Here is a 14,313-nt window from a genome sequence, read left to right as displayed (position 1 = left end):
TCAGGAGAGCTCAGAGACCAGACGGGGCAACTCGACGCAGAAAGTGGACCCGACACCGACCTGGCTGTCAACGGAAATCGTGCCCTGCATCAGGCGGACGAGGGATTGCGTGAGGGCGAGTCCCAGACCGGTGCCCGGGTACTTGCGATTGAGGGCCTGATCCACTTGCCGGAAGGGTTCAAAAATGTGCTGCAGGTCAGTTTCGGCGATGCCGATGCCGGTATCGGCGACCGCGAGAGCCAGCTGATCGGTCGCTGTGGGCAGCACCGACACCCGCACGCCGCCAGACTCGGTAAACTTAATGGCGTTGGAAAGCAGATTGGCCAAAATCTGCCGCAGGCAGGAGCGGTCGTTGACAGTGTGGGAGTCGGGCAAATCCACCTCAACCTGCAAAGTCAAATTCTTCTGCTGGGCCATGGCGCGGAATTCAACGACAGTTCCGCGCACCAACATAGCGACATCGAACGGTTCCAGTTTGAGCTGTCGCGCACCAGCTTCGATTTTCGACAGGTCGAGGATGTCATCAATCAGCATCAGCAAGTTTTCGCCATTGCTGAGAATGCGCTCCACCAGCTCGGTTTGCTTGGGGGCCAGCGGATTCTGGCGCTGGCGCAACAGCACCTGGGAAAAGCCCATAATCACATTCAGAGGGGTGCGCAGTTCGTGAGACATGGTAGCCAAAAACTGCGATTTCAGCCGCGCCGCTTCGATCAGTTGCAAATTCTGCTGCCCAATCCGCTCCGACAAGCTTTCGAGCTCCCGGTTCTGGCGGGCGAGCGTGTTATTCTGAACCGCCAGAAGTTCCTCTCGCTCCTCCAGGGTTTTGATCAGCCGGGCGTTGTTAATCGCGATCGCCGCCTGCTCCCCAACCGCACCCAGCAGCAGCTGGTCGTCGGGATCGAAGGCACCGGCATCTTCCCAGTTGCCGACTGCGAGCACTCCCAGACGCCCGCCTGCTGGCGCGGTGCCTGCCACCGGCTCCCGAGACTCGATCGCCACGGCATAAACAGCAGCCGGCACCTCCAGGCGGGAGCCCGGATGCCCCGACTCTCGCCGCAGCAGTCGGGATTCGCCGGTGGAAAACACCTGGCTGAGCACCCCGTCCTCTGTCTGCAGAGGTCTTCCCACCGGCAGGTTTTCCGTGCCCGGACCGGCTGTAGCGGTCAGCTGCAGCTGGCAGCTCTCCGGGTTGTAAAGTACGATCAGGCAAAATTGCGCTCCCGGAATTGACTCGCAAACCGCCTCAACCATCACCTGCAGCAAACCGGGCAGGTCAGCGATGCGCTGGTTGAGCAAATTGGTCAGCCGGTGTACCGTCCGCAACTGGTGCTGGTGCTCGCCCAAAATCAAGATCGCCTCCCGCAGGTTCTCTCCTGTCTCCTGAGCCTGCCGGTACAGCAGCGCCTTTTCTACGGCATTGGCGGCGCGGCAGACGAGATCCTCCGCTAAAGTCAGGTCGGCTGAGGTGTAGCGGCGAGAGGAGTCACAGAGGGCAAACAGCACCGAGCCGAAGATTTGCCGGCCCAGCCGCACCGGCAAACAGATGCAGGATCTGAGATTCAGCGCTCGCAGCAGTTGCAGGTGTTCCTCATCGCAGGCAATCGCCGCCAGCTTTTCGTCAGTAATATCCAGACAGATAGAGACGCACCAGGGCGCGTCTGTCTCGCCGCCCCGCAGCCGGCGAAGGTGGCTGTAGGTCCCATCTCCAGAGGCTGGGTAGCGGCGGTGCAGCTCCCGCACCAGCTCCGCTCGCGAGGGGTCTTTGTGGGCCACGGCCAGACAGCGGCAGGAGCCTTCCGGCTCGATGACATTAATGGCGCACCAGTCAGCCAGGAAAGGCACTATCGCCTGTGCCAGGTTTTCCAGGGTGGTTTGATAGTCCAGGGAAACCCCCAGGACGCCCGACGCCTCGGCGAGGAAATACAGCGCCGCTTCAGTCCGCTTGCGCTCGGTTTCCACTTGCCGCTCGGCCTGCATTGCCTGGTGCCGCACCAGCTGCTCGCGACCGAGCAGTTCGTCTTTGAGCTGGTTAGCCGCTTTCAGCTGCACCGTCTGTTTGCGGGCGAGCCGGTCGAGCTCTCGATTGAGGCTGTAAATTTCGGCTTCTGCGAGCTTGAGTTCGCTGATGTTTCGGGACACCGCGACCGTCTCAAAGACGGTATCCCCATCCTGGTGGCGCAGGTATGAGCCGGTCGTCTCAACCCAGATGTACCTGCCGTCTTTGCGCCTCAGCCGGTGGGCCAGCGCGTAAGTCCCGAGCGAGCTGCCTTGGAAGCCGTAAGTTCTTTTGAAGGTGGCGGCGTCTTCGGGGTGGAAAAACTGGTAGAAGGAATGCCCGACGAGTTCGTCTGGCTCATATCCGAGCAGGGTGCGGCAGCCCGGCGAGACGTACAGGTAGATTCCCTCTGGGGTGTGCGTGCAGATTAGCTCGGTAGAGTGTTCGGCGATTAACTGGTAGCGCTTTTCACTCTCAGCCGCCCTGTTTTGGGCCGCCTGTTCTGAGCGCTTCAACTTGTCTGTGTCGGTGCAGGTTCCCACCCACTCCACAACAGCGCCACTCTCTGAGAGCACCGGCTCGGTGCGGGCCACCGCCCAACGCTCGCTGCCGTCTGCCAAAAGCAGCCGCAATTCCATTTCCCAGCCAGCTCTCTGGCGCAACCCCTGCAGCAGGTGAGCTCGCAACCGCTCCCGGTCTTCGGGATGGACTGATTTGAAAAACCAAAAGTCCAGCGATTCCGCTTCTGGCGCTCCCCCACACTCGTACCACCGGCGGTTGAGATAGGTGATTTCCCCGGAAGCGCTGGCAGCCCACACTCGCAGGGGCATGGCTTCCATCAGTCTGAGATGCCGGTCAACACTAGCCTCTAGCGCCTGCTTGAGGCTCTCGACTTGCGCTCTGAGTCTCTGTATTTCCTGGCTGGGGGCGCACGCTCCCAGTGACTGTTGGTGGCAAGTGTTATTCATAGGGATTTTTTAATCAAACCAGTCCTCACCCGGTTGCAGGCTTTGAGTGCCTGTGCAGCCATCTTAATCTGTGCGGGCACCGGCGAAAACAAAAAATTATATCAAAACTGCCGAAAGAATCCATCCTCTATAAAGGTGAGTCCTCTGGCAGGGCCAGCACCCGGCAGGGAATCTCCCCGCGCCGGCCAATCTTTTGTTGAATCCGGTGCGAGAGCGGTACAATGAACCTAAGCCGCACGCGAGCCTGCTTTCGGTGAAAAAACAAATGAGCAAAGGCCAGACGCAACCGGGCGGGCCGGTCTTTTGACGGCATGGGGAAACGAACACCGCAGCCACGGAAACGGCAAATCCTTGAGGGTGGCTGAGAGAGGCTGTCTGTTTGGGATGAGGGCTTTCGACCAGTGGTTCCGACACGGGCTAGAGATAAACGGAAAAGTTCAACCTAAAAACCAGCAGACAGCAAGCTTGTGCGAATCAGCCGCCAGAAAGGAGTTTGGCTCTCCTGGCAAACCCCCAAGCGTGTGGGGGAGACCCTGACTTGTCTGTTTGGCGCAACGGCCTTTTCCCTTGTTCCCCTCTGCGCCCTCTTCATGAGCCAGCTTTGTACTCGACTGGCGCTCCGATTGCCGCCCGGGTTTTGCAGAGCGGCCAGAGGGGGCCGGTTGGGGAAAACCGGCTTCAAGCGCGGAAGCTTTGGAAGTGTCACAATGGAAATGTAACTGAAGTGCTTTGCTCCTTACAGCTGCCAATAGGTGTATTTCAGCGAAGCAGGGTTAACCTTTTTGTAAACGGCTTTTTTAAGAATTCAACCCCTGAAAAGTTGGCCAAAAGAAAATGAGTGAAATTCGCGTTGCTCTGATTGAAGACCACGACCTGACTCGGATCGGTATCCGCACGGCTTTGCAACAGCGTGAGGGCATCAAAGTTGTCGGCGACGCCGCCAATGCCACAGAAGGTCTGAAACTCCTGAAAAAGGAGGAGCCAGACGTCGCCCTCGTGGATATTGGCTTGCCGGATATGGACGGCATTGAACTGACTCAGCGGTTCAAGTCGTCCCTCACACCGAACTCAGAACCGAAAACAAAGGTGCTGATCCTGACGTTTCAGGACAATGAAGAAGCTGTTCTGGCTTCCTTTGCCGCCGGCGCGGATTCTTTCTGCATGAAGGATATCCGCTTCGAGCAGTTGCTGGAAGCGATCCGAGTCACCCATGAAGGTCACTCCTGGATCGACCCAGCTATCGCCGGCATCGTGCTGCGCCAAGCTCGGAATAAGCCGGCAGCCCCCACCTCCTCTGAGCCGTCCAAGCCGTCAACCGTTAGCATTCACGCGATTGACCAGGAACACAGCCAGCTGCTAGAAGCCTATCCACTCACTGACCGGGAGTTGGAAGTTTTGGAGCTGATCGTACAGGGATACAGCAATGCGGCTATTGCCCAAAAGCTCTACATCACTGTCGGCACCGTCAAAACTCACGTCCGCAATATCTTGAACAAGCTCTCGGCTGATGACCGCACTCAAGCCGCTGTCATGGCTCTCCGGTCTGGTTTGGTTGGGTGAGGGGCTCTCTCTGAAGATAGAGAATAGTGACCCGGGGAACCGTCCTGTCAATCTGTCGCTGGATAGATGACTGAAATCATCACTCTTTTATAGAGTCAAAATACTGTTACCGCAAACACAGCGGACTTTTACCCAAAGCGGGCCCTTTCTGCCGGTGGTGGCGTCTCGCTATTACCCGCAGGGTGCGTTTCCTCTTTTGGGAGCGCACCGAAATATAGGATGTCCCGTTCGTTGGGCGCTGCCGGTCAAAATGCCGGTGCCATCTAGCGTAATGGTGTTAGCGATTCGCGCTTTGTGCCGGCGGGAAAAAAATTGGGTTTGCAGCCTCCGCTATAGCAGTCTGCCCCACGGGTTAGCCCTAGAGCGCGGACTGAACGCAAGAAATGCGTTTGACGCCCACCGGCAGGGCTGAAAGCTGAATGCTTAAGCTAAAGCTGGACTTAACACAATCTTTCTCAATAAAGGTCTAGGTAGCTAAAAAGTTATCTAGACATTTTGGCTGGAAGCCTAATTTGAAAATCCGCCGCAATCGGGCCGGTAATTTATGCCTGGAGAGCGATGGCTGAGAGAGTTTGAAGGGGGAAAATAGGAGTGTGAAGGTCAATATCCCCCGAATCAAAGAGGTTCTATGGCGGCTCTCATTGAATTTAAATTATTTGCTCCTTATAACAAAGGCGTTACCTTAATCGGCTCCTTTTCCAAGTGGAACGAAATCCCGATGACAAAAGGGAATGACGGTTATTTCCGCACCAAGGTAGAACTGAAGGATGGGGTCTATGACTATAAATTCCGAGTTCAGTCGAAAAGCTGGTTCCTCGATCCTGACCAGTGGGTGGAAATCATCGATCCCTACGCGACAGACGTGGATGAGAGCAAAGGAGTCGGCACAGTCCGCATCAAAGATGGGGAAAAGATTGTCGATACCTACGTCTGGAAACACGACGACAAACCGCTGCCTCCCGACCGCGAGTTAGTCATCTACGAACTGCACGTTGCTGACTTTTCTGGCGGCGAAGATGACCCCCACCCGCGCGGCAAATACAAGCACGTTATTGAGAAGTTAGATTCCCTCTGCGAACTGGGGATTAACGCCATTGAACTGATGCCGGTGAAAGAATATCCGGGCGACTACAGCTGGGGTTACAACCCTCGCTATTTCTTCGCCACGGAAACTAGCTACGGCACCACGGAAGAATTAAAACACCTGATTGACGAGTGCCACGCACGCGGCATTCGCATCATCCTGGACGGGATTTACAACCACTCGGAAGCCTCTTGCCCGCTGACGCAGATTGACCACGATTACTGGTATCACCACTCTCCAAAAGACCCGGTAAATAACTGGGGTCCAGAGTTTAATTACGAACACTGCGATGAAAATCTAGATATCAAGCCGGCGTGGCAGTTTATCGGCGACACGGTGCGCTTCTGGATTCAAGAATACCACATCGACGGCATTCGCTACGACGCGGCGCGGCAAATTGGCAACTTCGACTTCATGCGCTGGATTGTTGAGGAAACCAAAAAGACAGCTGGAATGAAGCCGTTCTACAATATCGCTGAATACATTCCCGACACGCCGGCAGTCACCAATTTTGACGGTCCAATGGATGGCTGCTGGCACGACAGTTTCTGGCACACGATGATTCCGCACCTCGGCGGTGACACGTTTGATATGGAGCGCCTCAAGGATGTCATTGATGGCAAGCGGCAAGGCTATATGGGCGCTACTAATATCATCAATTATATCGGCAATCACGACCACCACCGCTTTTTTGCAGAGTTAGCCGAGCGCAATATCTTTGGGGAGGGGGCTTTCAAGCGAGCTAAGCTGGGAGCGGCTATACTGATGACCGCTGTCGGGGTGCCGATGATTTGGATGGGAGAAGAGTTTGGGGAGTGCAAGCACAAAACGATAGAGCCATCTAAAATCAACTGGTCGCTGCTGGGCAATGACGAAAATCGCGGCTTGTTTGAATACTACAAAGGCTTGATTCACCTGCGCAAAAACAATCACGCCCTCTACACGGAAAATATTGAGTTTTTCCACGAAAATCCGGATTGCCGAGTTTTAGCCTACACCCGCTGGAACGGGGAGGGATCTCGCGTGGTGGTTGTGGCGAATTTCTCGGACAGCTATTTGGCAGGATACCGCGTTCCCCACTTCCCCTGTGCCGGCACCTGGCATGAGTGGACTTACAACTACGATATTGAATCCGGGGAGGATGACATCTTGGTGGATTTGGCGGAGTGGGAAGCGAAAGTGTTTGTCTGGCAATAGACTTGCAGGGTGGGTTCCTCCGGAACCCACCCTGCCGCAACCGCCATTAATTCATAAGTGTTCCTGCGGAATCTAAGGCCGGCATATCAGCGTGCCGGTACAGACCAGGTTTCTTAAAGAAACCCACAAGTGTTGAATTCTGTCACAAAACTTTACATTTTAGCTTACATTTATCCTGCCCTGAGTAAAAATGCTTAGCCAGAGAGAAGTCGTTCTATCCAGTGGACATAGCTGATTTCTTGACACATACAACATTGAAGATAGCGGAGTTTATCTAGTAGCGTAGTCCCCCATTCTTTAGGAATATCTACTATCTTTAATATCAGGTAAGCTATCAGCGAAACATAAATTTGTATAGCTATACCATTTACATTTTTAGTAATCAGCTTATCCAACTTAAGGTGCATTTTAAGAAACTTCCATAGCAACTCTATGTGCCACCTATATTTGTAGATTTCCATAAGCTCTTCATCGGAGACTTCGGCCCGCTCCAAATTGGTGGCCAATCTATACTCAGCACGCTTTTCAAGATCGCAAAAGTTAACAACTCTATATATTCCTGAGTCCTTGCCTGTCCCAACTAGAAACTGCCCCTTATTTTCAGAAAATTGAAGTTTGTAGTTGTTAGGTATGCGCAAGACAAAATACTTGTTTGACTGCTGGGCGAGCCGTAAAAATTTTAAACTAGAAAAGCCCCGATCCATTACCCCTACACCGTTTGGGGGCAAACTAGCTAACATCTCTTTTCCATATCTGTAGTCAGAGTCGTATCCAAAATTTATTAAGTTTTCTTCTGGAACTCCTGTGGTTAAATTTAAGGAGCTAACAAGCTTTACTTGGTAGTATTCTTGCAGCCATAGCAATTTACTCGTTAGAGTAATGACAGTTGAATCAATAGGACACAGCTCATATTTTTGAAGGCTTTTTTGACGGCAAATTTCCTCATTAAGTTGTTGATAAAGTCTCAGAAATGGCTCTTGATTTCTGGACGCATTAGCTTTGGAGAAAGTTGAAATATCTAGCTCATAGCCAGTTCCATTTAGTCGCTTTAATATATCTCTCATACTGGTCAAGCTTTTATCCATTGCATAGCTCAACCATATGGACATAAACAAGCGGGTGTTAAGGACAGGATAATCATTTTTAGGCAAAGAAGCCAAACGATTTTGGACAATCTTAGAGAATGAGTTGAGCACAGGTTATTAACAGGATTGATTTGACCGTAGCCCAAATCATAGCACGTTTTGGGCGCTTTTTTTATGTCGAATTGTTAAGATTCAACACTTGTGAAAGAAACCTGGTTTCTTGATATAGCAGTAGCCACTTAGGTGAGGACATTCAGGCTCCCCCGCTCCCCCGCTCCAATTGTCCTAACCAATATGACTGCTGCTATAAAGCGCCAGCACCGGCAATCGCGCCCCACCTGGTGTGAGCCAGGAGAGAGCTCACTGTTTCGCTGATCTGCCCCTTGGGAAATTATAGCGGTTTTCATCTGAGTCAGGTACTGAGAAACCCGGTTTCTTTAAGAAACCGGGTTTCTGGCATGTAAACCGCGCTTATCTCACAAGATCGTGCCGATTTCCTTGAGATAAACGCGAGTAAAGGTCTCGCCTTCGCCGAGGCGGTACTGTTCAATCAAGCCTTGGCGTCGGATGGAGACGAAATCGCCCTCCTTAACAATAACCGTAGAGCTGTCGAAGACATCCCGCGCCAGCATCTTTTCAGTTTCGGAAGGATTGTCCAGAACTGCCATATTGCTGCCGAAATAAAACATCCCGTCCCTTTCCAAGACAGTTTCCCCGCACTCAGCAATCAGCAAATCAAGCTTGGGATTGCGCAGCAGGTTTTGAACATTAGTGTTAGAATCTTTGTGGGGGACTTTTTTCGAGCAGTTGACAAAGACTGCCTCCCGGCAAACCGCGCCAACAGTCCAGTCGGGGCGCTGCAAAAGAATGCGGTCAATTGTTTCCTGAAGCTCTTTAACCGAAATGCGATTGAAGGTAACGGCGGGTATCCGCGCCTCCGCACCGGATTTAAAAAAGGTTTCCAGAATGTTCGACCCCACATCGACACTCTCACCGGCAGCGGGTCTGAGGTGCATAGAAATGCCGGGGGCGGCGTTGATTTCCAGGATGGCAAAGTTGCCGTCCTTCCAGGATTTAGAGAGCGTTTCAGCGATCGCATCGATGCCGAGACAGGTCAGCCGGAAGTGACTGGCGATGTCTTGCGCCAGGATGATGTTGTCGGGATGAGCGGTGCGCGTGGCGTCGATGCTGACGCCGCCGGCGGAGAGGTTGGCGACTTTGCGGAGATAGACGGTGCGGTTTGCCTGGATAACGCTGTTTGTGGAAAGCCCCTGTTCGTGGAGGTACATTTGCATTGCCTCGTCGGACTGGATCTTGCTCATAGGGGAGGTTGGGGTGTCCTGACGTGCCGGTTTGCGGTTTTCTCTGCCGATTAATTCGGCAATGGTTGAGCGCCCGTCACCCACCACCGATGCGGGGCGGCGTTCGGTGGCGGCGACGAATCTGCCGTTCACGCACAGCAAGCGAAAATCCGCACCGGCAATGCTTTTCTCGACGATAACATGTTTTGGCCCGTCGGGACCGATGGACTGCACCGCCCGGGCAAAGGCAAATTTCAACTCCTGCACGTCTCGCACGCCAGCGGTGACGCCGATCCCTTTGTGACCGGCAACCGGTTTGACTGCCACCGGGTAGCCAATCCTTTCAGCGGCTCTTTCTGCTTGCTCGCCGGTGGTGACGATATCACCTTTGGGTACAGGGAAGCCCAAGTTGCCCAGAAACGCTTTGCAGTCATCCTTGCGGGTGGTGAAATCAGAATCGAGATGGCTGTCGCAGTCAAAGGTGGTAGCTGCGCCGCGAATTTGTTTTTTGCCATAGCCATACTGAACGAGCCCCTCATCCCACAGGTAAAAGGTGGGAATGCCTTTCTCGGCGGCTGTTCGCCACAGGGTGTAGACTGTCGGTTCCCCGCAGACGGAGTTGCGGAATATCTCCTGCAGGGTTTCTATCTGCCGGTGTAGGGGGAAATCCTCGTTTTGAGTGATGGTTTCAAACCAGTCCCAAACCGCGTAAATCACTCCGCGCTGGGTGCGGGCGTGCAGCGCTTCTGTGGCAATTCTGGCATGATGTTCATAGGGCTTGACACTCCAGCGGTCGAAGTGCAAGTCCATGTCCAGCTTGCCCACTTCTGAGACGGTGCGAGCGAATAGGTGGGCGTAAGATTCGTAAGTGTCATTGCTCAGGTGCCGGTAGCGCTCGCTGACCGCCGCGACATAATCGGCAATGGGTAAGGGCGACAGATAGCCGGTGAGGGCGAAATCGAATACTAGCGCCCCCCTGTTCAAATAGGGGTTGGGGCCGATGTAATGCTGCAAGTTAAAAATATCGAATGCGTCGGTTTTTCTGGCATTGATGCGCAAGGCATCGGTAATTTGGTCTTGGACGATCGTGGGTAGCTCCCTTTTTCTAAACTGGCTTTTGGCTCTCGCGAGGAAACGCCCGGGTTCCATGTCTGGATCGAGGGTAACTCTATTGCCTGTGCCTTTTCAGCTATCCAAAGACATACTCTGCGACCGGCTTGACGGGAAAATAACGGTTTTCCTAACCCCCTGACATTTTCCAGCAGTCCGCATTCCAGCCGGCAGTCTCATCAAACCATCTGAGAGTCTGGCAAAAAAGATGAGTGGCCTTACATGCAACCCCCTCAAGACGCATTTTAGTCCCAGGAATATATAACTTTTGGCAGGTGCCAGAGAAAGCCAAGCCGTTTAAATATAGAGGAGAGCCTTCAGGAGGCAGCAGCTATGAACAGTACAAAAACTGCTCTCAGAGATCAAGTAGAAAAACTTGCCGAGCGAGCTTTCCACCTCAAACTTATCTCTGGCTACGGCGATGGGCCAGATAAGGACGAGTGCCAGATTGTCTGGCAGGGAAAACCCAGGCATTTCTCACTTGAAAAGGCACGCTCTCTGTTGCGCAAATAGCTGAAAAATCGCCAGAAATTCCTAGCCTTGCGCCAGCCCTGCTAGCAATCCGTGGCGGCGGGCGAGCGGGTGAAATCAGTTAGTTGTCGGTGCCGGGGCGGGTTTATCAATCCCCTCGGCTCCCCCAGGAGAATTGCTGGCGAACCGGCCCCGGCTGGGGGTTCGGGTGGGGGACAGAAAAAACCTGGGATGGGCTGTATCAATCTCTACCTTTTGGGTGCTGTCAGGCGAGAACGTCTGCTGCTTAATTGAAAGTAATGGGCTGAAAACTGGAGGGACTATGCCGAAGAGTGGGACTCGCGGGCCGTTGGTGATTGTTGGCGGTGCGGAAGACAAGGAGGGGGAGTGCAAGATCCTTCGGGAGTTCGTCCGGCGTGCCGGCGGCACAAAAGCCCGAATTGTGGTGATGACGGCTGCCACAGAGCTGCCTAGGGAAGTGGGAGAAAAGTATATCAGAGTTTTTGAGCGCTTTGGAGCTGAGGATATTCGCATTCTTGACACCGTAACCCGTGACGATGCGAGTTCGTCCAGTGCCTTAGAAGCGATTGACAAAGCCACCGGAGTATTTTTTACTGGGGGAGATCAGGCTCGCATCATCAAGCACAATTAAGGACACCCCTCTGGATGAGGCAATTCACCAGCGGTATGCGGAAGGAATTGTGGTAGCCGGCACGAGCGCGGGAGCAGCCGTGATGCCAGACGTAATGATTGTTGAAGGGGATTCTCAGACAAATCCCAGGGTTAACGTTGTGGAAATGGGGCCCGGTATGGGCTTTCTTCCGGGGATAGCGATCGACCAGCATTTCTAGGAGCGCGGGCCTCTGGGGGGCTTGCTCTCAGCACTGGCGCAGCAGCCTGCTGTTTTGGGGTTCGGCATTGACGAAAATACCGCTGTGGTTATAGATGGCAACCAGTTTCAAGTCTTTGGGGGAGGGGCTGTTACTGTTGTCGATATTTCAGAAATTAGTCACTGCAACCTGGAGGAATTGTTGAAAGATGAGGCGCTGGCGATTTGCGGTGCCAAGCTTCACATTCTCCCGCAGGAATATCGGTTTGACCTGGAAAAGCGAGTGCCTATTTTTGAGACAGCCGCTGCCCAAGCCGCCTAGAGGTGCCGGTGCTGTATTCTGGGAGCCAAACCAGCCAGAAACCCGGTTTCTTTAAGAAACCGAGTTTCTCAGCCGGTGCGATATGTACAGAAAAAGCCCGCGCTGGCGGGCTTTTGTTGAGAGGGGATGAGTTTACGCACTTTTCTGATGGAAGTCTGGGGTGTTCGGCACGATGTCCCAGCCGGCGCTCCTCAGTTTTTGGTAGGTTGCCCAGCCCTTCGATCCGCCAGGAATCTGGTAGTCTGGCACAGCATATTCTGGAAAAGCGTTATAAGGTCGCCACGGCTGGTTGGGTGCGGTTCGCAAGTGCAAAACCTTCTCCCCATCCGCTCCCATGACCGGCAGCCAGCACATTTGTTTCAGCATGTAAAGCTCCTTAATATAAATCCAGCTAAAGTCCGCTATACGGTTGCGCAAATCTGACTTCAGGATTTTTAGGGCGCTGGACAAGTTAGCGTGTAAAAAAGTAATTTTCGTTACAAGTGAAATCTCGCCCTACGATCGTCTAGAGGCAGCAGCCCACTGTTTCTCGCTCCCGATCTGCCGCCCGGGAGCGAGGGAAAATTGAAATCTCGCACTATTGTTATCTAGAGGCAGCAGCCCACTCTTTCTCGCAGCCAGGGGGCAGACGCCGAAGCGGCTTCCCGCAGGGGGGCTGGCAGCGAGAGTAACTGTAGATGCAGATGTGAACCGATTTGGACTAGCTTAAAACACCGGCGAAATGCCTTATCTCCAATATAGCTGTTGAGCAGGACTTGTTGCCAGTCGCTTTTTTTTGTTAGGCACATTGGCAGTCGCGATTCCGTCCGAGTAGAAATACCCAAATTGCGGCGTTCAGGGAGCCGGCAGCAAGCCAAGCGCCGCCCCGATTTGCTGCCGGCTGGCGATTTTTTCTTCCTTGAGAAGGATGCGCCAGCCAGGTTGACTGTTAAATAATATTACCATTTGTTTCGCTGTTATAATGTTCTTGAGGGGGGGTGGCGCGGCTCGCCCGATAGAATGGTGAGCTATAGCGGTTCTAAAGGATTTGTGAGGCCGGGGCCAGAAACCCGGTTTCTCAAAGAAACCGGGTTTCTAAGCTCCCACACCTCAAATCTAAACGCTATATCACTCCTTCAAAGTTAATAAGCGAGCGATTATTAAGTTTGAAATCACTCCTTAGATAGAGTCCCAAGATGAATTTCAAAACCATTGTAAAACTGCTCAGAGCAACCTTTGCGGAGTGGCAGGAAGACAAGGCGTCCCGGCTGGCGGCGGCGCTGGCCTATTACACAGTCTTCTCGATAGCGCCCCTGCTGATTATTGTAATTGCCATTGTCGCTCTGGTCTTTGGCCAAGATGCGGCTGAGGGCGAGATTGTCGGGCAAATTCAAGGCTTGGTTGGCCGGGATGGCGCAGAAGTGATTCAGACAATGATACAAAATTCCCGCAAGCCGGCGGAAGGCATCATCTCCACCCTAATCAGTATCGCCATTCTCCTGTTTGGTGCCACCGGCGTGTTTAGCGAACTGCAAAACTCCCTGAATACCATCTGGGAAGTAACGCCAAAACCCGGACGCGGCGTCAGGGGCATCATCAAAGACCGCTTTTCCTCCTTCACGATGGTGCTGGGCATTGGATTTTTACTGCTGGTTTCAATGGTAGTCAGCGCCGCCTTAGCCGCACTGAGCAACTATTTTGGCCACTTTTTCCCCAGCCTGGAAGTCGTGTGGCCAGCAGTAAACTTTATATTTTCTTTCGGTGTCATCACCCTGCTGTTTGCAATGATTTACAAACTGCTTCCCGACGTTAAAATCGCCTGGAGTGACGTCTGGACCGGTGCCGCTATCACCTCCCTGCTGTTTACCATTGGCAAATCCCTGATCGGCATGTATCTCGGCAACAGCAGCGTTGGCTCAACTTACGGAGCAGCCGGCTCGTTTGTTGTCATCCTGCTTTGGGTGTATTATTCCGCCCAAATTCTCTTTTTTGGTGCCGAGTTCACTCAGGTCTACGCCAACAAACACGGCTCCCGGATTGAACCGGCACCCAATGCCGTCCCCCTCACGGAAGAAGCCCGCGCCCAGCAAGGAATACCCCACACGGATCATCTCGAAGCCCTTGCAGAGCGGGCACCGGAGAGCCGGCACTCTCGCCCCAACGCCGGCGAACCCACTCCCCCAGCGCCGGACCGCCAGCGCCCCTCCCCGCACCCCGCAGCCATCGTGCTGAGTTTACTGATCGGCGCTTACCAGGGCGCTGCGGGACTGATGGGGCTCAACAGGAGGAAGCGCCGGCAGCCGTAAAGCAATTTCTGCTTGAACACTTATTAAAGTTCAGTCCGCTCGCTGCATATTTTTCTGGCTCTCACAGGTCCGCCCGCGATAAATTTTAAAAAGTAATCAACCGTA

General features: G+C 53.5%; 12 protein-coding genes. 8 read left to right on the top strand and 4 right to left on the bottom strand.

Annotation, left to right across the window (positions count from 1 at the left end; genetic code table 11):
* Positions 1 to 2,964, bottom strand: coding sequence for a PAS domain S-box protein (locus OSC10802_RS42405; protein ID WP_017720391.1), 2,964 nt, complete (start codon positions 2,962 to 2,964; stop codon positions 1 to 3).
* 834 nt (positions 2,965 to 3,798) lie between these two features.
* On the opposite strand from OSC10802_RS42405, the gene OSC10802_RS0129530 reads away from it, so the two are divergent.
* From OSC10802_RS0129530 to OSC10802_RS0129520, 3 genes are all read left to right on the top strand, one after another.
* Positions 3,799 to 4,524 carry a response regulator gene (locus tag OSC10802_RS0129530; RefSeq protein WP_017720389.1) on the top strand — a complete coding sequence of 242 codons (726 nt, stop codon included), beginning with the start codon at positions 3,799 to 3,801 and terminating at the stop codon, positions 4,522 to 4,524.
* Positions 4,525 to 4,774: 250 nt separating this feature from the next.
* Complete coding sequence (locus OSC10802_RS51500) at positions 4,775 to 4,936, top strand: hypothetical protein (RefSeq protein ID WP_155968570.1); 162 nt, start codon at positions 4,775 to 4,777, stop codon at positions 4,934 to 4,936.
* A gap of 216 nt (positions 4,937 to 5,152) precedes the next feature.
* Complete coding sequence (locus tag OSC10802_RS0129520) at positions 5,153 to 6,805, top strand: alpha-amylase family glycosyl hydrolase (protein WP_017720387.1); 1,653 nt, start codon at positions 5,153 to 5,155, stop codon at positions 6,803 to 6,805.
* Between the two features lie 194 nt (positions 6,806 to 6,999).
* Here the strand turns inward: OSC10802_RS0129520 and OSC10802_RS0129515 are convergent, their stop codons facing one another.
* Together OSC10802_RS0129515 and OSC10802_RS0129505 are read right to left on the bottom strand one after the other, a co-directional pair.
* On the bottom strand, positions 7,000 to 8,001 hold the full coding sequence (locus OSC10802_RS0129515) for an IS4 family transposase (RefSeq protein ID WP_044170225.1): 1,002 nt from the start codon (positions 7,999 to 8,001) through the stop codon (positions 7,000 to 7,002).
* Between the two features lie 365 nt (positions 8,002 to 8,366).
* Complete coding sequence (locus OSC10802_RS0129505) at positions 8,367 to 10,340, bottom strand: ATP-binding protein (protein WP_017720384.1); 1,974 nt, start codon at positions 10,338 to 10,340, stop codon at positions 8,367 to 8,369.
* 294 nt (positions 10,341 to 10,634) lie between these two features.
* Between OSC10802_RS0129505 and OSC10802_RS46790 the strand changes: the two genes are divergently transcribed.
* The 4 genes from OSC10802_RS46790 to OSC10802_RS56795 all read left to right on the top strand — a co-directional run bounded on the left by OSC10802_RS46790 (position 10,635) and on the right by OSC10802_RS56795 (position 11,923).
* The gene (locus OSC10802_RS46790; RefSeq protein WP_017720383.1) at positions 10,635 to 10,814 is read left to right on the top strand and encodes a hypothetical protein; all 180 of its coding nucleotides are present in this window, start codon (positions 10,635 to 10,637) and stop codon (positions 10,812 to 10,814) included.
* Between the two features lie 280 nt (positions 10,815 to 11,094).
* The gene (locus OSC10802_RS56805; protein ID WP_369797105.1) at positions 11,095 to 11,424 is read left to right on the top strand and encodes a type 1 glutamine amidotransferase family protein; all 330 of its coding nucleotides are present in this window, start codon (positions 11,095 to 11,097) and stop codon (positions 11,422 to 11,424) included.
* 49 nt (positions 11,425 to 11,473) lie between these two features.
* Positions 11,474 to 11,623, top strand: a complete 150-nt coding sequence (locus OSC10802_RS56800; protein ID WP_369797104.1) for a hypothetical protein — start codon at positions 11,474 to 11,476, stop codon at positions 11,621 to 11,623.
* A gap of 21 nt (positions 11,624 to 11,644) precedes the next feature.
* Entirely contained in the window at positions 11,645 to 11,923 is a 279-nt protein-coding gene (locus OSC10802_RS56795) for a hypothetical protein (RefSeq protein ID WP_369797103.1), read from the top strand.
* 132 nt (positions 11,924 to 12,055) lie between these two features.
* On the opposite strand, the gene OSC10802_RS0129490 is transcribed toward OSC10802_RS56795, so the two are convergent.
* Positions 12,056 to 12,373 (bottom strand): hypothetical protein, encoded by a 318-nt coding sequence (locus OSC10802_RS0129490; RefSeq protein ID WP_017720382.1) that lies wholly within the window; start codon positions 12,371 to 12,373, stop codon positions 12,056 to 12,058.
* A 725-nt stretch (positions 12,374 to 13,098) separates the two neighbouring features.
* On the opposite strand from OSC10802_RS0129490, the gene OSC10802_RS0129480 reads away from it, so the two are divergent.
* On the top strand, positions 13,099 to 14,208 hold the full coding sequence (locus tag OSC10802_RS0129480; RefSeq protein ID WP_017720379.1) for a YihY/virulence factor BrkB family protein: 1,110 nt from the start codon (positions 13,099 to 13,101) through the stop codon (positions 14,206 to 14,208).
* The last annotated feature ends 105 nt before the right edge of the window (positions 14,209 to 14,313 follow it).

The organism is Kamptonema formosum PCC 10802 (genome assembly GCF_000332335.1).
Lineage (GTDB): Bacteria > Cyanobacteriota > Cyanobacteriia > Cyanobacteriales > Oscillatoriaceae > Oscillatoria.
This window is presented reverse-complemented; position numbering and strand designations above follow the sequence as displayed.

Bases quoted from the DNA above. Each gene is read 5' to 3' on its own strand.
- OSC10802_RS42405 (WP_017720391.1), bottom strand. From the start codon at position 2,964: ATGAATAACACTTGCCACCAACAGTCACTGGGAGCGTGCGCCCCCAGC.
- OSC10802_RS0129530 (WP_017720389.1), top strand. From the start codon at position 3,799: ATGAGTGAAATTCGCGTTGCTCTGATTGAAGACCACGACCTGACTCGG.
- OSC10802_RS51500 (WP_155968570.1), top strand. From the start codon at position 4,775: ATGCCGGTGCCATCTAGCGTAATGGTGTTAGCGATTCGCGCTTTGTGC.
- OSC10802_RS0129520 (WP_017720387.1), top strand. From the start codon at position 5,153: ATGGCGGCTCTCATTGAATTTAAATTATTTGCTCCTTATAACAAAGGC.
- OSC10802_RS0129505 (WP_017720384.1), bottom strand. From the start codon at position 10,340: ATGGAACCCGGGCGTTTCCTCGCGAGAGCCAAAAGCCAGTTTAGAAAA.
- OSC10802_RS46790 (WP_017720383.1), top strand. From the start codon at position 10,635: ATGAACAGTACAAAAACTGCTCTCAGAGATCAAGTAGAAAAACTTGCC.
- OSC10802_RS56805 (WP_369797105.1), top strand. From the start codon at position 11,095: ATGCCGAAGAGTGGGACTCGCGGGCCGTTGGTGATTGTTGGCGGTGCG.
- OSC10802_RS0129480 (WP_017720379.1), top strand. From the start codon at position 13,099: ATGAATTTCAAAACCATTGTAAAACTGCTCAGAGCAACCTTTGCGGAG.